Genomic DNA, 23627 nt, shown 5'->3' with positions numbered 1-23627 from the left:
TTTAACTTGCCATTAGTTATGTAGACTTATGAAATTGCCTTTACAAAAGAGTCTAGTTTTGCAGCAAAAACCTTAGCCAGGTCGTCATTGGTAATACCCTTTTCTTCATCAAAGTTTTCACCATACTTAGGTAATGAGAAAGTTTCTACAACCGTACCCTGAAATCTTGCAAGCATTTTTTCCGCAACTTCAAGTGCTCCTATTGCTCCTCTACCCCCACCGGACGTAGCCATTAAGAATATTTTTTTATCAGCAAGAAATTTAGAATCCAATCTAGATAACCAGTCCAAAGTGTTTTTAAAATAAGCTGAAGGATAACTATTGTGCTCGTTAACAGATATGATCAGCCCCTTTGCATTGGTGATTTCATTCTTGAATTCAACCAAAGAATTAGAGAATCCGTTTTCATTTTCTACATCTTGACTATACATAGGAAATGGATATTTAGACATATCTCTCAACTTTACTTCTTGCCCCTTTATTAAACTAGCAGTATACTTTACCAATTTGTAATTAATGGATACTGAAGAATTGCTACCTGCAAATGCCAAAATGTAACTCATAGACCTATTTTTATGTGTGATTGCGAATTTAATTCAATTACAGTAAACCTTAGAATATTTTATCTAATTTTGCGACTTTAAACATCCAAACATACTGTTTTATAAGTATATAGGATATAATTGTGATAATGAGCAACTCTAAGTCAAGATTGTTTTTTCTAGATGCCATAAGAGCATGGGCCATTTTAATGATGTTACAAGGTCATTTTATAGATGGGCTTTTAGACAATGCCTTTAGAAACGATACGAATATGCTTTTCAGCACTTGGAAGTATTTTAGAGGAATTACCGCTCCGGTTTTCTTTACAGTATCCGGATTCATATTCACTTTCTTATTGATAAGATCTAAGCAAACTGGTTGGTCTAACCCACGAGTTAAGAAAGGTATTAAGCGCGGATTTGAATTATTGGTCATTGCATACCTCTTACGCATGAACATTTTTGGTTTGTTCAAAGGCGAGGTTTATGATTCTTTCTATTTAGTTGACGTGTTGCACTGCATAGGACTTTCTCTGCTATTCATCATCGGATTTTACATCCTGACATTTGCAAAACAGAAATGGATTTTCCCAACCATACTAGCTTCTACTACGCTGTTGCTTTTTGTTTTTGAACCGATATACAAAACAGTAAACTTCGAGTTTTTACCACAAGTCTTCGCCAATTATTTGACCAAGGCTAACGGCTCAGTATTCACCATTATTCCTTGGTTAGGATATGCTACCATAGGTAGTTTTATGTCCGTAATATTCTCTAAATACCAAGAAAGTAAAAATCTTTACAACTTCATTATACCAGCTTACGTAGTAACGGGACTAACTTTGATATTTCTTTCTTCGGATTTCTTTCTTTCTGTGTATGATTTTACTGGAATAGAATTGTTTCAATCCATAAATAACAACAATTACTTGTTCATACGTTTAGGGGATGTACTTATTGTTTTTTCCATATTTATACTACTAAGAAAGTTTTTGATGAACGCTACTTGGCTAAGAATAGGTCAAAGCACCCTTTCTATTTACATTATTCATTTCATTATTCTATACGGTAGTTTTACTGGCGTAGGCTTATATAGATTCTTTCATCATTCCCTAAATCCGTACTTTGTGGTTCCAGGCGCAATACTTTTTATGTTTGCGAGCACTTATTTGGCTTTAAAATATGAAGACCATAAAATAGAGATTAAATCTAACGTACGTTCAGTTTTATCCACTACAAGAATTTACTTAGAGCAATTTGCAATTATTGCTTTTGAAGTATTAAGAACAGCCACAGAAAAGGTATTACGCGTGCTAGGGTTGATTAAAAACTAACTTATGAAAGTTTAGTTCTTAGCATATTATAAAACTAAAAAAGGCAGCCAATTGGCTGCCTTTTTCACTACTATATTTTATCTAATTATACATGTAATGCACGATCATCAGTAGCAGCTAACGCCGCTTCTTTAACCGCTTCCGCATATGTTGGGTGAGCATGGCTCATTCTAGATATATCTTCGGCAGAAGCTCTAAACTCCATCGCTGTTACCGCTTCGGCAATTAAATCTGCACAACGTGCACCTACCATATGAACACCTAAAACTTCATCGGTTTTCTTATCAGCAAGAATCTTTACAAATCCGTCAGTATCCATACTTGCTCTAGCACGACCTAATGCACGCATAGGAAATTGACCTACCTTATATTCCACACCTGCTTCTTTAAGTTCCGCTTCAGTTTTACCAACAGCGGCAACTTCTGGCCAGGTATATACTACACCAGGTATTAAGTTATAATCTATATGTGGTTTTTGACCTGCTAATATTTCAGCAACCAACGTACCTTCTTCTTCTGCCTTGTGAGCTAACATAGCGCCTTTTATTACATCACCAATAGCATATATGTTATCAACGTTTGTTTTCAAATGTCCGTCAACTATAACCTTACCTCTTTCATCAAGTTTAACACCAGCAGCATCAACATTTAACCCATCGGTATATGGTTTTCTACCAACAGCAACCAAACAATAATCGCCTTCAAAAACTACTTCTTCACCCTTTTTGTTATCAGCCTTTACAATAACCTGATCACCATTTCTTTCAACGGATTTTACTTTATGAGATAACGCAAATTTTACTTTTTGTTTTTTCAACACCTTAGTAAGCTCTTTGGAAAGTGCAGCATCCATCCCTGGAATTATACGATCCATAAACTCAACAACAGTAACATCCGCACCAAGTCTTTTGTAAACTTGACCAAGTTCAAGACCAATTACACCGCCACCAATAACAATCATATGCTTTGGTACTTCTTTAAGCTCTAAAGCCTCAGTAGAAGTAATAATACGTTCCTTATCTAATTTTATGAAAGGTAAAGTTGAAGGTTTAGAACCAGTTGCTATAATGATATTTTTAGCCTCTATCTCTTCGGTCTTACCATCGTTTTTCTTAATTGACACATGTGTTGCATCTTTAAAACTACCCAAACCTTCATAAACGGTAATCTTATTCTTATCCATCAAGAACTCAATACCTTTGGTGGTTTGATCAACAACACCTTGCTTACGGGCTATCATTTTTTCCAAGTTCACTTTTATCTCACCAGGAATTTCTATACCGTGTTCGTCAAAATGTTTAATGGCATCTTCATAATGATGAGAAGAATCTAACATCGCCTTAGAAGGAATACACCCAACATTTAAACATGTTCCGCCTAAAGTGGAATATTTTTCAATTATTGCAGTTTTCATTCCTAGTTGCGCACAACGTATAGCTGCCACATATCCTCCAGGTCCTGAGCCTATAATGGCTACATCATATTGATCCATAAATTTTATTTTCTAATGTCTTACAAAATTAATACTATTTTTAGTTTTAGAACTCATTTTAATATATTGTTTAGAAGCGAAAATGTTAGCTTTTATAACAGTTTATTGCAGTTTTTTAACTTTTCTAAGGAAATATGCATTAAAAAGCCAAATAGTCTCACAAAGGGCGATAGTTCTGATTCTCCCTTAGGTTAAAAAATATCAAAGCGGTATAGCCGTTGAATGCTTCACCTCTTTTATGGTAAATGAACTTTGAGTACTACCAATATGACTCATAGTCGTTAATTTGTTGACCATAAAGTTTCGGTAGGCTTCCATATCTTGAACGTGTATTTTTAATAAGTAATCATAGTCACCACTTAAGTGATGACATTCAACCACTTCTTGCAAGCGCATTACCTGCGCTTCAAATTGGGCAATATTATCCTTTACATGCTGCACCAATTTCACATGACAGAATACCGTGAAATTTCTATCTACTACAGCCTTGTCCACTAATGCTACATAACTTCTAATAGCCCCTACTCTTTCTAACCTTTTAATACGCTCATAAATAGCGGTAGTAGAAAGACCCAACTTTAAAGCATATTCCTTGGTCGTCTTTTTACTATCTGTCTGTAACAGTTCTAAAAGGCTATTATCTATTTTATCTAGCTTCATAATGATTGATATTCTAGTAGTTACACCAAATTTACTAAATAATAGAATTAAATTCTAAAATATTATTATTTATAGTTTCAAAAACTGAATTAACAACTTCATATTGACAATATTACTATCAAAAAGTATTTTTACCGAAAACAACAACCCATGAGCCACAAGAACAGTAACGACTTACAAGATTTACAATATTTTGGAGAATATGGCGGAGTAAATCCCTCTATATCAGATTCGTCTACCTATACCTTTATATCGGCAAAAACAATGTTCGATACATTTGAAGGTAATACCGAGGGGTGTTATTTGTATAGCAGACATTCTTCACCTTCCAATTTATATTTAGGTGAGGCATTAGCTGCATTAGAAGGTACCGAAAGTGCGAATGTAACCGCAAGCGGTATGGGTGCAATTACAGCGGTAATTTTACAATTATGTAATGCTGGCGACCACATTATTAGTAGTAGAACAATTTATGGTGGCACCTATGCATTCATGAAAAACTTCTTGATAAAATTTGGAATCAAAACTACTTTTCTAGACATCACAGATCTTAATGCAGTAGCTGAAGCTATTACACCGAACACCAAAATGATTTATTGCGAAAGTGTAAGTAATCCGCTTTTAGAGGTTGCTGATATTTCTGCTCTATCGAGAATTACAAAGAAAAATGAATTGCCTTTAGTAGTTGATAATACATTTTCACCATTAACCGTTTCACCGGCAAAATTAGGAGCGGACATCGTTATTCATAGTCTTACAAAATTCATTAACGGAACTAGCGATTGCGTTGCAGGTGTTGTTTGTGGGACAACAGAATTCTGCCTTAGCCTAAAAGATGTAAACAATGGCGCGGGAATGTTATTAGGAAGCACTCTGGATAGCATGCGAGCAGCATCTATTCTAAAAAATATGCGCACGTTACATATTCGCATGAAAAAACATAGTGAGAACGCTCAGTACTTAGCCGAGAATTTTGAAAAAGACGGCTTACGCGTAGTTTACCCGGGACTAACTTCTCACCCAGGGCATTTGATCATGGAAGATCAAATGAATCCGGAATACGGATACGGAGGATTAATTACTATGGATGTAGGCAGTTTAGAGAATGCCAACGCACTTATGGAATTAATGCAAGAAAGAAAATTAGGTTATTTAGCGGTGAGCCTTGGCTTTTACAAAACATTATTTAGCGCACCTGGAAGCTCAACATCTTCTGAAATTCCACTAGAGGAACAAGAAGAAATGGGACTAGGTAACGGATTAATTAGATTTTCTATAGGTTTAGACGATGATATTAAAAGAACCTATTTGTTAATGAAAAAATGCCTTGAAGACCTTAATATACTGGATTTCAAAAGCATAAAAGCCTAACCTTTCAAATATAAAATGGGTTTGCACATCCGTAACAGAAATCGTAATATTACGTAGAAACCAAACTCACTCTTAATGTCAGACCAAAATACCAATGAACACAGGGAAAACGAGCATATCGTTGACAATAAAGAATTAAGCATTTTCGCCGCTTTAATTCCCGTTATAGCCCTGGTTGCTATGTTGGCATACAATGTTTATGTTTTTGGTGATGACGCTTTAAGTGGTTCTAATCAATTCATTCTTTTATTAGGTGGTGCAGTAGCGGCAATTGTTGGTTTTATGAATAAAGTTTCATACAAACAAATGATCGCTGAAGTAGAGGAAAATATCAGGTCTACCACAGGAGCCCTCCTTATACTTTTAATGGTGGGTGCTTTAGCAGGTACTTGGCTTGTAAGCGGTATCATTCCCGCAATGATCTATTACGGACTTCAAATTCTTAATCCTACTATATTCTTAGCTGCATGTGTGATTATATGCGCTATTATTTCGGTAGCGACAGGTAGTAGCTGGACAACATCCGCTACCGTAGGTATAGCTTTAATAGGTATTGGCGAAGCATTGGGTATTTCTTTGGGAATGACCGCTGGTGCAGTTTTATCTGGCGCATATTTTGGCGACAAACTATCTCCGTTGAGTGATACCACAAACTTAGCACCTGCCATGGCTGGCGGAGAACTTTTCTCTCATATTAAATATATGTTGTGGACAACCGTACCAACAATAACGGTCACCTTAATCGTATTCTTGATTATAGGTTTTAGTTTAGACACCAATGGAGAAGCTGATGTTGATGCTATTTTGGCATCTATAGACGCTTCTTTCGATATTAATGGATGGTTGTTTCTTGTACCTATAGCAGTTATAGGCCTAATTGTTAAAAAAACGCCTCCATTAGCTGCCTTACTAATTGGCACACTATTGGCTGCTATTTTTGCTTTGATTTTTCAACCAGAGGTTGTTGCCGGTATTACGGGAGCAACAGAATTAACGTTTCAATCAGGCTATCAAGGCATTCTCAAAGCTATAACCGTGAGCACCGATGTCCCAACCGATAATAAAGCATTAAGCGATTTATTTTCTTCAAAAGGAATGACGGGTATGCTAGGTACCATTTGGTTAATTATTTGCGCTATGTTTTTTGGCGGAATAATGGATGGTATAGGTGCATTGTCCAGAATTACAAAATCACTGCTAAAAATGGCTAAATCCACATTTGGTCTATTTTTTAGTACAGGTATAAGTTGTATCGTTTTAAACGGTACCGCTTCTGATCAATACCTAGCAATTGTTGTACCGGGAAAAATGTTCTCAAAAGCATTTAAAGATAGAGGTTTAGCTCCTGAAAACTTAAGTAGAACACTAGAAGACACCGGTACGGTAACATCTGTATTAATACCTTATAATACCTGTGGAGCCTATCATAGTGGCGTTTTAGGAGTTGGTGTGGCTGAATATTTCGTTTACGCGATATTCAATTGGCTAAGTCCGATCATGACATTCATATTCGCCGGATTAAATATTAAGATCAAAAGGCTAGCTTCAAAATAAAATCAAATTCCCTTTTTTATTTTATTTATACATTAGGAGATATTCCTCTATCGATTTGATAATTTTAGGGTTCAAAAATTACGCGATTCTTATCAAAACGATACTATTCCTTTAGCTATTCAAAATAGTTATTCTAGCATTGAAAATTCTAATTTAGAAAGTCTGTAATCCTTTTTTCAAGTGTTAATTTTGTGTTACAATAAATTATAAAACGAAAACATATTATGGCATTTGTAGGAAAGAAATTCCCAAATATTAGTGTTAACGCAATGAACGACATGGGCGATACTTTTAAACTTAATGTTTTAGAAGAAGCTCAAAAAAACAATAAAAAAGTAGTTCTTTTCTGGTACCCAAAAGATTTCACTTTTGTATGCCCAACAGAGCTTCACGCTTTTCAAGCGGCTATCGGTGAGTTCGAAAAAAGAAACACTATAGTAATCGGTGCTTCTTGTGATACTCCAGAAGTACACTTTGCATGGTTAAGTACAGATAAGGATAACGGTGGTATTGAAGGTGTTACTTACCCAATATTAGCAGATAGCAACCGTAATCTATCTAGCGTTTTAGGTATTTTAGATATCCAAAACGAAGTGTACGATGAAGAAACTGAAACTGTTCAGGTTGAAGGTGATAACGTTACTTACAGAGCTACATATATTATTGATGAGGAAGGTGTTGTACAACACGAAAGTATCAACAACATGCCATTAGGTAGAAACGTTGGTGAGTACTTACGTTTAGTAGACGCTTTAACCCATGTTCAAGAAAAAGGTGAAGTTTGCCCTGCAAACTGGGAAGAAGGTAAAGAAGCCATGTCTGCAAATAGAGACGGTGTTGCTAGCTACCTTTCTGCACACGCTAACTAAGTAGAAAAACTGTAATGAAGATGAAGTCAATTGACTTCATTTTCATTTTATTAATCTTTAAATAACTCATTTATGCTATTAGAATTAGAACAAGATAATTTACAGGAAATCATAGATAACAACCCTAACGTTGTAGTTCAATATTCTGCAACATGGTGTGGTAACTGCAGAATAATGAAGCCTAAATTTAAAAAAGAAGCTTCACAGAACGAGGATATTACATTTGTATTGGCAGATGCAGAGAAATTCCCTGAATCTAGAAAACTAGCAGACGTTAGCAACTTACCAACCTTCGCTTCTTTCGAAAAAGGAAAAATTAAAAATCAGGTACAGACTAACAAGTATGACCTATTAAAAGATTTGATCAGTGAGATTACCCATAATTAAATTACTGACAGAGTTCATTGCAGAAAAAGATAGCGATTTTATTCTAGAGACCATTGAGACTTTAGAAGCACTTACAGAGTTACCTTCACTAAAAGATGAAGAACTAGATGTAATAGGCGAACTTATTTCTAATATGTACGGTGCCATTGAAGTTGCGAACAGCATAGAACAAGGTACACCAAAAAAAGATGCTACGAATCAGTTCATGCAGCGGGTTTTAGGCTCCATAGACAAATAATAGCGATATAAAATACACAAAGTCCTTTCCATAACGAAAGGACTTTTTTTTATCACATTCCCGCTCGTTTCAGCTTTATATTTTATAATTTCACAAACTCAATTATAAAAAGACAAAAGTTATGGCTTCGGTTACACTAAAAGGAAACGAAATACACACATTAGGGACTTTACCTGCAAATGGCGGAAAAGCTCCAGAATTTCAATTAACTAAGAATGACTTATCTACCGTAAAACTTTCAGATTATGAAGGTTCAAGAGTAGTATTAAATATATTTCCAAGTGTTGATACTGGCACTTGCGCTCAATCTGTACGTCAATTTAATCAAGAGGCTGCTGAATTGGATAATACAATAGTACTTTGTATTTCTAAAGATCTACCATTTGCACAAGCCAGATTTTGTGGTGCTGAAGGTATAGAAAATGTTGAAATGCTTTCAGATTTTAAAGATGGCAATTTTGGAAAAGGGTATAATGTTGCATTTTCAGATGGCCCTTTAGCTCCATTACTTTCAAGAGCAGTTGTGGTAGTTGATGAAAAAGGAAACGTATTGTATTCTGAGCAAGTTGCGGAGACTACAGAAGAGCCTAACTATAAAGCAGCTTTAGAGGCGTTAATGAACTAAAAAACAAAGGACACTCATGCCCAAAGAATCCTTTTTGGTAAATCGTATTAAAAGTGTTGGCTTTGCCCTAAAAGGTGCCTTCCTTTTAATACGCACCGAAGCAAGTATAAAAATTCAAGTTTTCATTGCCATAGTAATGACTGCTGCAGGTTTCTACTTTGATATCTCAAATACCGAATGGATTCTTCAAATATTTGCTATTGCAATTGTTTTAGGAATTGAGGGAATGAATACGGCGGTAGAAAAAATTGCAGACTATATTCAGCCAGAATTCGATGTTAAAATCGGATTTATAAAGGATATTTCAGCAGGTGCCGTTATGTTGGTTTCTATCGCATCCACTATTATTGGTCTTATCATTTACCTCCCCAAGGTGTTATAGGATAGTCCTTAAGTTCTTCGTAGCTCATCGTAAATTTGTAATTTAGCATCAGAATTAAGTTTTAATGGCAAAAAAGGCAACTAAATCAAAGCCGAAACCTACTAAAAAACGAGCACCGTTTAAATTATCCAAACAGAATAAAATCATTTTGGGTAGTTTATTAATGCTTTTTAGTATTGCGCTGTTCTTTTCATTTATCTCTTTCTATTTTAACTGGCAAGACGATCAAAGTCTATTGACAGAGTTTAAGGATCGTAATGAGCTTGCAAAAAACTTACTGAATAAATTTGGAGCAAGTATTAGCCACTTTTTTATGTATAAGGGCTTTGGTGTAGCTTCTCTAATTTTCCCTTTCCTAGTATGTATTACGGGTATACATCTTTTTTTAGGACTGTCTTTAAAGGCATTGTTCAAAAAATGGATTTGGGGTTTATTATTCGTAATCTGGATTTCTATTGCCCTAGGTTTCTTTGCAACCACTAGCCCACTATTAGGAGGGTTGATAGGTTTTGAAATGAACGATTTTCTACAGGACTACGCTGGAAAAATAGGTGTACTACTATTATTGATTTTCGGACTCATATTTATTCTTGTTAGGTTATTTAATGTAACCCCTGAAGGTATTTCATCATTCTTTAAATCTAGAAAAGAAGCTATATCAACAGAATTCAAAGCCAACCAAGAACGTAAGGCAAATAAGAAAAAAGAGCAAGATGATATGCTTGCCACCTCTTTAGAAGAGGAGGCTCCCGTAATTGTGGACACTTATACACATAAAGCAGAAATTCCTCATTTAGAAAAAGAGAAAGAGAAAGAGACTAAGAAAGAAGAAATTAAAGATTTTGAAGTAACTGTTCCAGAACCTGAGCCAGAGGAATCTTTAGCCATGGAGGTTGAATCCGTTATTGAAGAGCCCGAAGAAGTTGATGTTCTAGCGAACAAATTAGTAGATGATTTTGGTGAATTTGACCCAACATTAGAACTAGGCAACTACAAATTTCCACATATTGATCTGTTAGACCAACACGGTACAACTGGCGGCATCACAATTAACCAAGAAGAATTAGAGGAAAACAAGAATAGAATTGTAGAAACTCTAAAAAATTATAAAATTGGAATTGCACAGATCAAGGCTACCATTGGTCCTACTGTTACCTTATATGAAATAGTACCGGAAGCAGGTGTTCGTATTTCAAAAATTAAAAACCTTGAAGATGACATTGCTTTATCATTAGCAGCTTTAGGTATACGTATCATTGCCCCTATTCCTGGTAAAGGAACTATTGGTATTGAAGTACCTAATAAGAATTCATCGATAGTTTCTATGCGTTCGGTAATTGCTTCTAGTAAGTTTCAGAAAGCCGAAATGGAATTACCAATTGCGTTTGGTAAGACTATTAGCAACGAAACCTTCGTGGTCGATTTAGCAAAAATGCCTCACATGCTGATGGCAGGCGCTACAGGTCAAGGTAAATCGGTAGGTTTAAATGCAGTTTTAACTTCATTACTATACAAAAAACATCCAGCAGAGGTAAAATTCATCTTAGTAGATCCAAAGAAAGTTGAACTTACGCTTTATAATAAAATAGAACGCCATTTCTTGGCTAAGCTTCCAGATTCAGAAGAAGCCATTATTACGGATAACACCAAAGTAATCCATACATTGAATTCCCTTTGTATTGAAATGGACAACAGGTACGAGTTGCTAAAATTGGCAATGGTACGTAACTTAAAGGAATACAATACTAAGTTTAAGGCTAGAAAACTGAATCCGAATGACGGACACAAATTCTTACCATACATTGTATTGGTAATTGATGAGTTTGCCGATTTGATCATGACAGCCGGTAAAGAGGTAGAAACACCCGTTGCAAGACTTGCACAGTTAGCACGGGCAATTGGTATACATTTGATCATTGCAACGCAAAGACCATCTGTAAACGTTATTACAGGTATCATCAAAGCCAATTTCCCTGCAAGGTTAGCATTTAGAGTAACTTCTAAAATAGATTCAAGAACCATTTTAGATACTGCAGGTGCTGATCAATTGATTGGTAGAGGTGATATGTTATTTACACAAGGTAATGATGTCACCCGTATTCAATGTGCCTTCGTAGACACTCCTGAGGTTGCCAAAATCACTGAATTCATTGGTAGTCAGAGAGCTTATCCAGAAGCGCACGAACTACCAGAGTATGTTGGCGAGGATTCTGGCACGAGTCTTGATAATAACGTGTCTGAAAGGGATGCAAAGTTCCGTGAAGCCGCAGAGGTTATCGTAATTGCACAACAAGGTTCAGCCTCATTAATTCAACGTAAATTGAAATTAGGCTACAATAGAGCCGGTAGAATTATTGACCAATTAGAAGCAGCAGGAATTGTAGGTCCGTTTGAAGGCAGTAAGGCCAGACAAGTATATGTGGCAGATATGGTTGCCCTTCAGCAAATATTGGATAACGAATAATATTAAAAAAGATGAAGAAAATTATTTTTGTATTGACCATTATGTTTACAGCAACCATTGCAAATGCGCAAAGTTCTGATAAAGCAAAAGCCCTACTTGATGAAGTTTATAACAAAGTACAAAGTTATGACAACATCTTTGTAGATTTCAAATTTGACCTAAAGAACGCAGATGCTGGTATAAATCAAGAAACAAGAGGTGATGTAACCCTTGCGGGCAATAAATACATGTTCAATTACCTAGGATCAAAACAAATATTCGACGGTAACAAAGTGTATACCATTGTTCCAGAAAACGAAGAAGTAACGATTGAAGATCAATCTGAAGACGAAAATGCGATGACACCTTCAAAAATGTTGACTTTCTATCAGGAAGGACATAATTATGCTTGGGATATTCTACAGAATATTCAAGGAAGAAAAATACAGTATGTAAAATTGACACCTATTGATTCTGATACGGAAATAAAATCTAGATTATTAGGTATTGATATGGGCACTAAGCACATTTACAACTTAATTGAAACAGGTAAGAACGGCACAAAAACTACGATCACTGTTAATTCTTTTAAAACAGATCAAACTTTGTCCAAAACCTTATTTACTTTTGATGAAGCTAAATATAAGGATGAAGGTTATTTCATTCTAAGAAATTAGAACTATTGAGAATACTAGACCGATATATCCTATCAAGGTTCGTCTTTAATTTTGTCAGTTCGTTTGTAATATTGATGTTCATCTTCATATTTCAAACGATTTGGCTTTTTATTGATGATTTAGCCGGTAAAGGCTTAGATATCGTTATCATTGGTAAGTTCCTGTTCTACCTTATGCCAGATCTTACTGAAAAAGTACTACCCCTAACCGTACTTTTATCTTCAATTTTGACCTTTGGATCCATAGCAGAGAATTACGAATTCGCTGCAATGAAAGCATCAGGTATTTCCCTACAACGATCTATGTTAAGTTTAATCATATTCGTTACCATTTTAGGTGGAGTTACCTTCTTTTTCGCCAATAATATAATTCCTTTATCACAACGAAAAATATACAACCTACGTAGAAATATTGCTAAGGTAAAACCAGCCGCAGTAGTATCTGAAGGGGTATTTAGTGATTTTGAAGGAATGAATATCAAAGTAGATGAAAAGTATGGTGAAAATGACCGCTTTTTAAAAAATGTTATTATCCATACCAAGTCTGCCAATAATGTAAATACTAGGGTGATAAAATCCTATAAAGGGGAATTGATAAGTAGTGAGGATTCAGACGTAATACAATTAGTATTGCAAGACGGTCACATGTATCAGGATGTTGAAACCAAGAGCAATGACAAAAAAATGAAATTTCCTTTTGCTCGTGCAGATTTTGACACCTATACTATGAACATCGAGATCCCTGAGATCAATAATGATGAACTAGAAGAAGAAAGAGATATCAGTACGGACAAAATGAAGAATATATCTCGACTAACAAAAGATATTGATTCCTTACGTGGTGATAATTACCGTATAGTTCGTGCTTTTTCTAAAAATATTGAAGGCAGAACGGGAATGTTCGCGCCTTTAGTCACTAAAAACAAAGACACCACTAAAACAGATATTGTCTCTAGAAAAGATTCCATCATACAAGCTAAGGCGGTTTTAGCCAAGAATAATGTTGCTCTACAAGATTCTATAAACGACAATTTTCTAGTGCTTTTTCCAGATTGGCAACAAATACAAATTTTAAGCAGTGCCAAAAACGCTACCTCTAGTATTCTAGGTACCGTTAGTGGTAAAAAAGAAGAAATGCAAAAGCGGTACAAAATCTACAACATGCATATTCTCTCGCTTCACAACAAATACGCGTTGGCATTCTCCTGTATCATTCTTTTCTTCGTTGGCGCCCCATTAGGTGCTATTATTAGAAAAGGTGGTTTAGGCTTACCTATGGTTATCGCCATAGTATTATTTTTAATCTATTACTTCATTGGTGTATTCTCAGGAAACTATGCTAAAGAAGGAAATATACACCCAATGTTGGGCGCATGGCTATCAACGTTGATTATGTTGCCTTTAGGAGTTGTTTTGACCAAAAGAGCGACAGAAGATAAAGGAATGATGGATTTCGGATTTATAGCCGATTTCTTCAAAAAATTATTTAAGAAAAAAGATAAAGCTGATTCATAACCATGACAGATCTTAGTACCATACAATTGAACACTATAGAAGAAGCGATTGAAGATATTCGCGCCGGTAAAGTAATTATCGTTGTTGATGATGAAAACCGCGAAAATGAAGGGGATTTTTTGGCTGCAGCAGAACTTGCTACACCAGAAACGGTCAATTTTATGGCAACACACGGTAGAGGTCTAATCTGCGCTCCTTTGACAGAAGGTCGTTGCAAAGATTTGGGATTACATATGATGGTCAGCACAAATACCGATCCTTTGGAAACTGCATTTACCGTATCTGTAGATTTAAGAGGTAAAGGAGTTACCACAGGTATTTCTGCCGGTGACAGATCTAAAACCGTTATAGCACTAACTGAGAGCGATACCAAACCACATGATTTAGCAAGACCAGGACATATTTTTCCGTTAGTAGCTAAGGAAGGTGGAGTATTACGTAGAACAGGACATACAGAAGCTGCCATTGATTTTGCACGATTAGCAGGATTACAACCTGCTGGTATCATTGTAGAAATCATGAATGAGGACGGAACAATGGCTCGCCTACCCCAATTGGTAGAAGTAGCTAAAAAATTCGATCTTAAAATTGTATCTATTGAATCTCTTGTTGCCTATAGAATGGAACATGATAGCTTGATCGACAAAGAAGTTGATTTTGATATTACCACACGCTTTGGCGATTTTAGGTTACGAGCCTACAAGCAAACTACAAATAATCATATTCATATTGCATTAACAAAAGGTTCATGGTCTTCGGATGAAAAAATCTTGACTAGAATAAACTCTACCCTTATCAACAATGATATATTAGGGACGCTTACGCATAACCCGGACGAAAAGCTAGAGGATATGTTCAACAAGATTAACGAAGAAGGCAAAGGAGCCATTGTATTCATTAATCAAGATTCAGAATCCCTTAATTTACTTTCAAGATTAAAAGAGTTGAAAGAATTGCAAAAACAAGGTGTTCATAAAGCTCCTAAGATTGAAATGGATAATCGTGACTTCGGAATCGGTGCTCAAATACTTCATGATTTAGGTATTCATAAAATGAAATTAATGACCAACAGTACCCAAGCGAAGCGCGTAGGTATTGTAGGTTATGGATTAGAGATTATTGAGTACGTATCCTACTAATTAAACTTTATACTTAAGAAAATTTAGAAAGTACTTCTTTCATTCTAGAAGCGCGTTCAACAACTTCTTCTTCTGTCCAGCTCAGTTTTACTAGGCAAGAAATGGTTCTACCTATCCAAGCGTCAGATTTTGAAAAATCAGATTTAGAGTAGTCAGGCAACTGATTTACAACTTCTTGCGGTAATTTACCTAAAGATCTTTTAGAGGTTAGGTGTTCCCACTCTTTATAGTAATGCCAGTTATTATCAAACCAATAAAAACAGGCATCAACACCAGCTTCACCTAAAGCTGTATGCGCTGCTTTGGCTTTTTCTTGATTAGGCAAAAAGAACGATAAAAATGAATAGTTTTCTACGCCACCAGTTGGCACCTTTCTGAATGTAATATTTTTAAGGGGCGACAAGGCATCTCTTAAAACAGTGTAATTTTTCTTTTGAATAGATAAGAAATCATCTAAGCGCTCTATTTGTGCACAGCCAACAGCTGCATGTAATTCTGAAATCCTAAAATTATACCCTAAAAACGGATGCGTTTCCGCTCCGCGATTATTACCTACATGATCATGACCGTGATCTGAGTAATGATCGGCATTTGTTTTATAAGTTTCGTTATTGGTAATGATCGCACCGCCTTCACCACAAGTTATCGTTTTCACATAATCAAAAGAGAAACAACCTAAATCACCATAGCTACCCAAAGGTTTACCATTATAACTACCACCTATAGCCTGACAGGCATCTTCTAGCAGCAGTAAATCATGTTTATCACAAATAGCCTTCAATGCACCAAGATCCGCCATAGAACCGCACATATGAACCGGCATAACTACTTTAGTTTTATCCGTAATGGCATTTTCAACTGCTTTAGGGCTTAAAGTTAAAGTATCATCAACATCAACAAGAATGGGTATGGCACCTATAGCCAAAATAGATTCGAAACTTGCAACAAAAGTAAAGGTTGGCATTATGACCTCATCTCCCGCTCCAATACCTGCACTTGCAAGCGCAACAGTTAAAGCAGCAGTACCGCTACTTACCAATTGTGCATATTTTGAGTCCATTCGTTTCGTTAAAGCTTCTTCAAGTTCTAAAGCCTTCCAATGGTTATTTCGCATACCATCAAAGCCGTAGCGCATTAACACCCCAGAATTTAAAACATCTTGAACTTGACTTTTTTCACTCTCTCCAAACAACTCAAAACCTGGCATGCTATCTTATTTTATATTGTATTACAAATTTTGGTTAAATTATTGGTAAAACCAAAGTTTTACAGCCAGTATCGACACCATAAAAATCAAGAACTTTTTCACGAAACCATCTCCCATATTTACAGACACCCTACTTGCTACCCAAGCACCACTACCATTACCTATTGCCAATATTAAGCCAATTTTCCAATTTACTTGATTGTTCCAAGCAAATACAATCAACGCCGAAACCATATACATAAAAACAACGGCAACTTTCGTCGCATTTGAACGCACTAAGGTCATTCTATTTATATAGTGCAGAAATAGTATGATTATAAATCCAAGTCCCGCATTGATAAATCCGCCATAAATTCCGAAAAAGAAAAATGATATAATACCAAGCCACAAGTATTTTCCGGTAAGCCGCTCTTGAATCTCTTTCATTCCAATTTTTGGTCCGAACGCTACTATTAGCACCACGCAAACCATTACAATAGCAAGTATCCTATTGAAAAGTGCCTCACTGATATCGACAGCTAAACGAGCTCCTAAAATAGAACCAAAAAATGCGGCGCATCCTAAATATATATTAAACGGAAATGTAGAAACACCCTTACTTTTAAACCCTGCAGTAGCTACAGCTGTTTGAAAAATTACCGCTACCCTATTTGTACCATTCGCTAAAGTTGATGGCAGCCCCAGAAATATCAAAATAGGTAATGAAAGAAGAGAACCACCACCAGCTAATGTATTAACAAAACCAACAACGAAACCTACTAATATCAGTAAAGGATAAGCATACCATTCGTCCATACAAAAAACTCCGTCAACTCAAAAAAATTAAAAACAACAGCTATTAAAGATCAACTACTCATAAATCTACTTAAACCCATGATAACCAAAAGATTTCATTTGCTCAAATGCATTGGAAACAGTTTTTACAGGCAATTTACAGGTGTTGTTCTGACAAACATAAATGAATGTTTCATCTTCATTAAAACGATCTTTAAAAAGGGAAATATCACTTTCAACAGTAGACCCGACGATAATTGAATTGACTATATAATTTTCATGTATTTCACTCATTAAATGTTCGGCATTATTGCCAACTACCACTATTTCATAAAAAGGATATGCTTGTTGCAAAAGTAAAGAACCCCATGCACCATAGCTTACGGCATGACTTTCAAAATCACTTGTAATCAAAGACGCCATAAGCTCCGCCTTTTTCAAAAATTCGGTATTGTATTCTAAATGACCAAGTTGCATAAAATTCTGTGCCATAATAGCATTCGCAGAAGGTACCACCCCATCAGATGTGTTGATTATACTCGGTACCAAATCACTGGAAACATTATAATAGAATAACTCAGAATTACTTTTATATTTTTCCGAACCTATATTCATCAACTCTTTTGAAATCTGTAAATATGAGACGTCTAAGGTAACTTCATACAAGGCAAGAGCACTTTTAGCCAAAAAAGCATAATCTTCTAAGAACACCTCTTTCTGCTGACTATCCTTAGTGTAAGAATGCACTAATTCTCCGCCTTTATAATTATGTTGTTGCAAATAATTAAATATGGACACAGCCTCTCTTAAATATATTTCATCACCAAAAGCTTTGTATGTCTCTAAAAGCCCATCTATTAAAAGAGCGTTCCAGGATGTTAAAATCTTATAGTCTTTGGTAGGCTTTTCTCTTTTTTGTCGTGCTTGATATAAAGTCGATTTCCAATTCTCCTTTTTCTTATCAAAGGCTTCTTCAGTCAAATCGAACTCCTTTAAAAATTTATCTTTAGAAATGGTGTTGTTCAACACATAGTTTCCATCTTCCCAAACCTGACTATCCTCTATATCGAAGTATTTGGAGAATAATTCAAAGTCATCACCTAATAATGACTGCAGTTCTTCCTTCTTCCAAACATAATAGACTCCTTCTTCCCCGTTAGTATCAGCATCCATCGCGCTAAAATAACCTCCATCTTTATTGCACATTTCAACCTTCAAAAACTTCAGGGTTTCCTCCACCTTAGTTTTGTACTCCTTATTTTTAGTCAACTTATATGCTTTTGAAAGTAAATACACAAGTTGTGCATTATCATACAGCATCTTTTCAAAATGAGGTATTTTCCATGTATTATCTGTGCTGTATCTAAAAAAACCACCATCTACGTGATCATAAATTCCACCATGTATCACTTTTTCCAATGTATTGATAACATGATTTTCCGCTTCGCTATCTTGTTGCAGCACAGCATAATCTAACAGCATCGCCAAATTAGCGGGTAGTATAAATTTCTGCTGCCCAAGGTTACCGCCCCATTGTTTATCCCAAAGAGTAGCCCACTCCGTAATTCCGTTTACAAATTTATCCGGTGTAATGGCATTCGCTAATTGTTTTGCCGGCTGATTATAAACCTCTTGTACGCCATCTGCCAACATAGTGGCATACTCCGCCATTTTCTCAGGATTCTTTTCATACTCCGTACTGAACTTGACTAAAATATTCTTCCATTCTTCTTTCTCATAGTAAGTACCTAGAAACACCGGACTCCCATTTGGCATAATAATGGCGTTCATAGGCCACCCTCCTGTTCCGTTAACCAATTGCAGAGCTGTCTGATATACCATATCTAAATCCGGTCGTTCTTCTCTATCAACTTTAATGCTAACAAACTTATCATTCATAAGTTTAGCTACTTCGGTATCTTCAAAAGACTCCTCTTCCATAACATGACACCAATGACAAGTAGAATACCCTACACTTAAAACCACTAGCTTATTTTCTTCGGATGCTTTTTTAAAAACATCGTCAGACCAAGCTTTCCAATCTACAGGGTTGTGTGCATGTTGTAAAAGGTAAGGGCTGGTCTCGTTTATAAGATCATTAGTGAATTCATGATTCTCTTGAGCAACACCGCTAGCTTCGTTATTGTTCTGATTTTTACAAGATGCTATAAAAAGCAATAATATTATATAGGAGACGGACTTATAAATGTTCATATAGTTTTTAAAATACAGTGTAATTAACTACTCAAAGATAAATTTAATTTTTGCCAATCACAGAACACATTTTATAGGCGTCAAAAAGCAAATCAAATGTCCAAACAAAGAACATGATTCACTATTAATCGCCGCTTAAACAAATAATTTTTTGAGTAATTCATACCTTTTTATAAACTAATTTTACCAATCAAAATATACCAAACCGTAACCTTTTAGGTTATAGTAGAAATCTTAATGTAGGTAATACAAGATGTTCAATAAAAAATATACACTTTTAGGAGAAACCATTCAGAAGGGCAAAGGCGCACAATTGAATTTGGATATCGCAAAATTACACACCAGAACCAAAATTGAAGTTCCGGTAATTGTGCAGCGCGGTAAAAAAGATGGTCCTACCCTATTGATTACAGGCGGTATTCACGGTAATGAAATTAATGGTGTTGAAATAGTTAGACAAATAGTATCCAAAAAATTCAATACCCCAGAATGTGGAATGGTTATTTGTATTCCCGTTGTAAACATATTCGGATTCTTGAACCAGACCCGTCAATTTCCTGATGGCAGAGATTTGAACAGGGTTTTCCCTGGTAGCTTAAGAGGTTCCTTGGCAAGCCGTTTTGCCTATCATTTAGTAAAAGACATTGCACCGGTTATAGATTACTGTATAGATTACCACACTGGGGGCGACAGCCGCTTTAACGCTCCGCAGATAAGAATCGACAAAGATGATGTGGACGGATTAGCACTGGCAAAAGTATTTGGCGCAGAATTCATTGTAAAGTCCGCCGGAAGAGAAAAATCATTTCGTGAGACGCTGCATCAACTTGATAAGAAAGTATTATTATATGAAGGCGGAAAATCGCTTCAAATAGACAGTGAAATAACCGATACGGGTATTGTTGGCGCATTGCGAATGATGCATCACTTGGGCATGCGAAATTTCGAAAAAGAACTTGGAGAATATGCATTGAAAGAAACTGTTCCAAAATTGGTTCATGCCTCTAAATGGATTCGAGCAAAACATTCAGGTATGTTTCACCCTTCAATCAAAATTGGACAAGCAGTAGTAAAGGGAGAAGAAATTGGAAGTATTTCTGGTCCGTTCGGGTATTTTGAAAAGAAAGTAAAAGCAAAAGATTCAGGATATATAATTTGCATCAACGAATCACCTATTGTAAATCAAGGTGATGCTATTTTTCATATTGCCCACGATATTGAATAGACATCAAACGCTTTTTGAATTTTCAAAAACCAAAGACAAAAAAGTTAAAGATCATCTGTAATTAAAATCTGCTATCTTACTGACTGAAGGATCATTAACCGCCAAACAAAAACATAGACTACTAGCTCAAAAATTAAGGCAACTATAGCTAAAACATCTCCATTTTTTGAACTAAAGAAAGACCATGATTTACAGATTTTTTAATCGGTAATCGCCATTTTAAAAAAATCACTTTCAGACGCGTTATTTTTCAAATTTTCAGCACTTTACAACAAAAAGTAAGCAGTTTCAAACACCTTAAATTACTTAATTTAAAGTTAAAGATCTTCTGAAGCTGAAATCTTTTAAAACATTGATTACATTAGTATTAAGCGTATTTTTAAACTCCGTTTTTGCATGACTGAAATAGAAAAAACATTAGATAACAAAAGTGTACGCCCTACTGCTATGCGTATTCTTATTTACAAATTCATGGCTGGCAAACAAAATGCAGTAGCGCTTGCCGATATTGAGAATGCATTTGAAAAAGCGGAGCGAACTACACTGTACAGAACTTTAAAAACATTTGAAGAAAAAGGTATTGTTCATCAAATAGATGACGGCACCAATATTTCAAAATTTGCATTATGTCAACCCGGCTGTAATTGTGAGATCGACCAAGATTTACACTTACATTTTCACTGTGGACAATGTGACAAAACCGTTTGTTTGACCGAACACAAAATTCCACATATCAATTTACCTGCAGGTTACATTGCGGAAGATGCTAATTTGGTGATAAAAGGTATATGCGATTCGTGCAGTGACCATTAAATGCACTTCTGTTGCACCACTCTTTTGCCCACCTTTGTTTTATAATGCAAAAGAAGATGACAGATTTAAAAACATTTACAAAAACAAAGAGTACTTGCGCCCATTGCAGTGACGAGGGGCATAGCCACGAAACAGCCACGGACACATCAAATTTCAATTTATATCTACCAGCACTCATAAGTTTTACAATGCTTGTTACTGGTATGGTATTAGACTATTTCAATACCCTACATTTTTTCAAAGGATATGTACGATTAGCATGGTACATAATCGCATACATACCTGTTGGCTTACCTGTATTAAAAGAAGGTTGGGATAGCATTAAAAAAGGGAATTTCTTTACAGAATTCTTTTTAATGGGTGTAGCTACTATCGGGGCTTTTGGTATTGGCGAATATCCAGAAGGTGTTGCCGTAATGGTGTTCTACGCAGTGGGAGAACTTTTTCAAAGCGCTGCGGTACAGCGTGCTAGAGGCAGTATTAAAGCTTTACTTGATCTGCGACCAGATCAAGCCTTAGTTTTCCGTGATGATCAATTTATTTCCGTCGCTCCAGAAGATGTTAATGTGGGAGAAATAATACAAGTTAGAGTTGGCGAGAAAGTCCCGCTAGACGGTATTCTACAATCAGAGAGAGGTTCTTTCAATACTGCAGCCCTAACAGGAGAAAGCAAACCTGATACCCTTAAAAAAGGAGATGCCATATACGGCGGAAGCATAAATTTAGACGGAGTTATCGAAATTGAAACCACAAAGGTTTTCAAAGACAGTTCTATTGCTCGTATTCTAGATATGGTACAAAACGCCACCGCTAGAAAATCAAAGACAGAACTCTTTATCAGAAAATTCGCAAAAATTTACACTCCAATTGTCACCTACCTAGCTATTACACTAACCTTTCTACCTTACTTTTTTGTCGAGAATTATGTTTTTCAAGATTGGCTATATAGAGCCCTAATTTTCCTTGTAATTTCTTGTCCGTGTGCGTTGGTAATTTCTATTCCGTTAGGTTATTTTGGTGGACTGGGAGCTGCTTCGCGAAACGGAATTCTATTTAAAGGTGCATCGTTTTTAGACACCATAACCAAGGTCAACACTGTGGTACTGGACAAAACAGGCACTATAACTAAAGGGGTTTTTAAGATTAAGGATCTTGTTAAAGATCAGATCCTTACCGAAGACGAATTCATGAAGTACTTGATCGCCATTGAAGAACAATCTACACACCCTATTGCAAAGGCAATTTTGGAATATAAGACAAACGGAGACAAGTTTAAAGCTACGGATGTTATTGAAATTGCCGGTAAAGGATTAAAAGGAATAGTAAACGGTAAATCTGTTTTGGTCGGAAACAAAAGCTTGATGAATTCGCATCAAATTGACGTTCCCATTGAAACAGAAAGTATAGTAGAATCTATTGTAATGATGGCTATAGATGGAAAATTTGCCGGTTATGTAACCATAGCTGACGAATTAAAAGATGACACATTCAAAGCTATAGCAAATATGCGTAAGGCAGGAATTGATAAAATCATCATGCTTTCTGGAGATACCGATTCCATTACCCAACAAGTGGCGAAAGAATTAGGAATTGACTGGGCAAAAGGCGGATTATTACCGGAAGAAAAACTGGAAGAAGTAGAGAAACTTAAAAAACAATTGAATACCAAAATTGCCTTTGTAGGTGACGGAATTAACGATGCTCCTGTTCTAGCCATTAGTGATGTCGGTATTGCTATGGGCGGACTTGGCAGTGATGTCGCTATTGAAACTGCCGATGTTATCATACAAAATGACCAACCTTCTAAGATTGCTACAGCGATTAGCATGGGCAACTCCACCCGTAAAATTGTATGGCAAAATATTGCACTGGCTTTCGGTGTAAAGCTTATTGTTTTAGCTATGGGTGCCGGCGGATTAGCTACTATGTGGGAAGCTGTTTTTGCCGATGTTGGTGTTGCGCTTTTGGCAATTTTGAATGCAGTGCGATTGCAAAAGATGCAATGGGGTTAAGAAAAACCTAATGTCAATTCGAGCGCAGTCGAGAACTATTAAGTTAGAATCTCACAAGTATTGCATTTCGACTACGCTTTCCATAACGGCAGGCAGGCTCAATGTAACATCGTAAACCCTAATTCAAATATTGCACAAATTCAACAGATTGCTTC

Annotated in this window: 21 protein-coding genes; 15 read left to right on the top strand and 6 right to left on the bottom strand. The window is 35.9% G+C overall.

Annotation, left to right across the window (positions count from 1 at the left end; genetic code table 11):
- Positions 1–26: 26 nt before the first annotated feature.
- Positions 27–563: an NADPH-dependent FMN reductase gene (locus tag P177_RS08345; RefSeq protein ID WP_036153855.1), complete on the bottom strand. Its 537-nt coding sequence runs from the start codon at positions 561–563 to the stop codon at positions 27–29.
- A 128-nt stretch (positions 564–691) separates the two neighbouring features.
- On the opposite strand from P177_RS08345, the gene P177_RS08340 reads away from it, so the two are divergent.
- Positions 692–1876: a heparan-alpha-glucosaminide N-acetyltransferase domain-containing protein gene (locus P177_RS08340; protein WP_036153853.1), complete on the top strand. Its 1185-nt coding sequence runs from the start codon at positions 692–694 to the stop codon at positions 1874–1876.
- Between the two features lie 85 nt (positions 1877–1961).
- Here the strand turns inward: P177_RS08340 and lpdA are convergent, their stop codons facing one another.
- Positions 1962–3368, bottom strand: coding sequence for a dihydrolipoyl dehydrogenase (gene lpdA, locus P177_RS08335; RefSeq protein WP_036153851.1), 1407 nt, complete (start codon positions 3366–3368; stop codon positions 1962–1964).
- A 201-nt stretch (positions 3369–3569) separates the two neighbouring features.
- Entirely contained in the window at positions 3570–4028 is a 459-nt protein-coding gene (locus P177_RS08330; protein ID WP_036153850.1) for an Lrp/AsnC family transcriptional regulator, read from the bottom strand.
- Between the two features lie 150 nt (positions 4029–4178).
- On the opposite strand from P177_RS08330, the gene P177_RS08325 reads away from it, so the two are divergent.
- The 11 genes from P177_RS08325 (at position 4179) to ribB (ending at position 15227) form a co-directional block, all read left to right on the top strand.
- Positions 4179–5399, top strand: coding sequence for an aminotransferase class I/II-fold pyridoxal phosphate-dependent enzyme (locus P177_RS08325; protein WP_036153848.1), 1221 nt, complete (start codon positions 4179–4181; stop codon positions 5397–5399).
- Positions 5400–5474: 75 nt separating this feature from the next.
- Complete coding sequence (gene nhaC, locus P177_RS08320) at positions 5475–6953, top strand: Na+/H+ antiporter NhaC (RefSeq protein WP_036153846.1); 1479 nt, start codon at positions 5475–5477, stop codon at positions 6951–6953.
- A gap of 224 nt (positions 6954–7177) precedes the next feature.
- Positions 7178–7822, top strand: a complete 645-nt coding sequence (locus tag P177_RS08315) for a peroxiredoxin (protein WP_036153844.1) — start codon at positions 7178–7180, stop codon at positions 7820–7822.
- A gap of 72 nt (positions 7823–7894) precedes the next feature.
- Entirely contained in the window at positions 7895–8209 is a 315-nt protein-coding gene (locus P177_RS08310; RefSeq protein WP_036153842.1) for a thioredoxin family protein, read from the top strand.
- The gene (locus P177_RS08305; protein ID WP_036153840.1) at positions 8190–8447 is read left to right on the top strand and encodes a DUF6952 family protein; all 258 of its coding nucleotides are present in this window, start codon (positions 8190–8192) and stop codon (positions 8445–8447) included. Before P177_RS08310 ends, P177_RS08305 begins: the two co-directional genes overlap by 20 nt.
- A gap of 121 nt (positions 8448–8568) precedes the next feature.
- Positions 8569–9072: a thiol peroxidase gene (gene tpx, locus P177_RS08300; protein WP_036153838.1), complete on the top strand. Its 504-nt coding sequence runs from the start codon at positions 8569–8571 to the stop codon at positions 9070–9072.
- 16 nt (positions 9073–9088) lie between these two features.
- Complete coding sequence (locus tag P177_RS08295) at positions 9089–9454, top strand: diacylglycerol kinase family protein (RefSeq protein ID WP_036153836.1); 366 nt, start codon at positions 9089–9091, stop codon at positions 9452–9454.
- 64 nt (positions 9455–9518) lie between these two features.
- Positions 9519–11918 carry an FtsK/SpoIIIE family DNA translocase gene (locus tag P177_RS08290; protein ID WP_036153834.1) on the top strand — a complete coding sequence of 800 codons (2400 nt, stop codon included), beginning with the start codon at positions 9519–9521 and terminating at the stop codon, positions 11916–11918.
- Positions 11919–11929: 11 nt separating this feature from the next.
- Entirely contained in the window at positions 11930–12574 is a 645-nt protein-coding gene (locus P177_RS08285) for a LolA family protein (RefSeq protein ID WP_036153833.1), read from the top strand.
- Positions 12575–12648: 74 nt separating this feature from the next.
- On the top strand, positions 12649–14088 hold the full coding sequence (locus P177_RS08280) for an LptF/LptG family permease (protein WP_036153831.1): 1440 nt from the start codon (positions 12649–12651) through the stop codon (positions 14086–14088).
- A 2-nt stretch (positions 14089–14090) separates the two neighbouring features.
- Positions 14091–15227, top strand: a complete 1137-nt coding sequence (gene ribB, locus P177_RS08275) for a 3,4-dihydroxy-2-butanone-4-phosphate synthase (protein ID WP_036153829.1) — start codon at positions 14091–14093, stop codon at positions 15225–15227.
- 13 nt (positions 15228–15240) lie between these two features.
- Here the strand turns inward: ribB and P177_RS08270 are convergent, their stop codons facing one another.
- The 3 genes from P177_RS08270 to P177_RS08260 all read right to left on the bottom strand — a co-directional run bounded on the left by P177_RS08270 (position 15241) and on the right by P177_RS08260 (position 19422).
- Positions 15241–16434 (bottom strand): DegT/DnrJ/EryC1/StrS family aminotransferase, encoded by a 1194-nt coding sequence (locus P177_RS08270; RefSeq protein WP_036153827.1) that lies wholly within the window; start codon positions 16432–16434, stop codon positions 15241–15243.
- A 39-nt stretch (positions 16435–16473) separates the two neighbouring features.
- Positions 16474–17229 carry a sulfite exporter TauE/SafE family protein gene (locus P177_RS08265; RefSeq protein WP_036153825.1) on the bottom strand — a complete coding sequence of 252 codons (756 nt, stop codon included), beginning with the start codon at positions 17227–17229 and terminating at the stop codon, positions 16474–16476.
- 66 nt (positions 17230–17295) lie between these two features.
- A complete protein-coding gene (locus tag P177_RS08260; protein ID WP_051941763.1) occupies positions 17296–19422 on the bottom strand; it encodes a thioredoxin domain-containing protein in 2127 nt (708 codons plus the stop codon).
- Positions 19423–19675: 253 nt separating this feature from the next.
- On the opposite strand from P177_RS08260, the gene P177_RS08255 reads away from it, so the two are divergent.
- The 3 genes from P177_RS08255 (at position 19676) to P177_RS08245 (ending at position 23472) form a co-directional block, all read left to right on the top strand.
- Positions 19676–20647, top strand: a complete 972-nt coding sequence (locus tag P177_RS08255) for a succinylglutamate desuccinylase/aspartoacylase family protein (RefSeq protein WP_036153823.1) — start codon at positions 19676–19678, stop codon at positions 20645–20647.
- Positions 20648–21043: 396 nt separating this feature from the next.
- A complete protein-coding gene (locus tag P177_RS08250) occupies positions 21044–21460 on the top strand; it encodes a Fur family transcriptional regulator (RefSeq protein ID WP_036153822.1) in 417 nt (138 codons plus the stop codon).
- Between the two features lie 56 nt (positions 21461–21516).
- The gene (locus tag P177_RS08245) at positions 21517–23472 is read left to right on the top strand and encodes a heavy metal translocating P-type ATPase (RefSeq protein WP_245233016.1); all 1956 of its coding nucleotides are present in this window, start codon (positions 21517–21519) and stop codon (positions 23470–23472) included.
- Positions 23473–23627 lie beyond the last annotated feature (155 nt).

The sequence above is a fragment of the Maribacter forsetii DSM 18668 genome (genome assembly GCF_000744105.1).
GTDB lineage: Bacteria > Bacteroidota > Bacteroidia > Flavobacteriales > Flavobacteriaceae > Maribacter > Maribacter forsetii.
The sequence above is the reverse complement of the archived record's forward strand: the minus strand, read 5'-3'. Positions and strand labels throughout refer to the sequence as shown.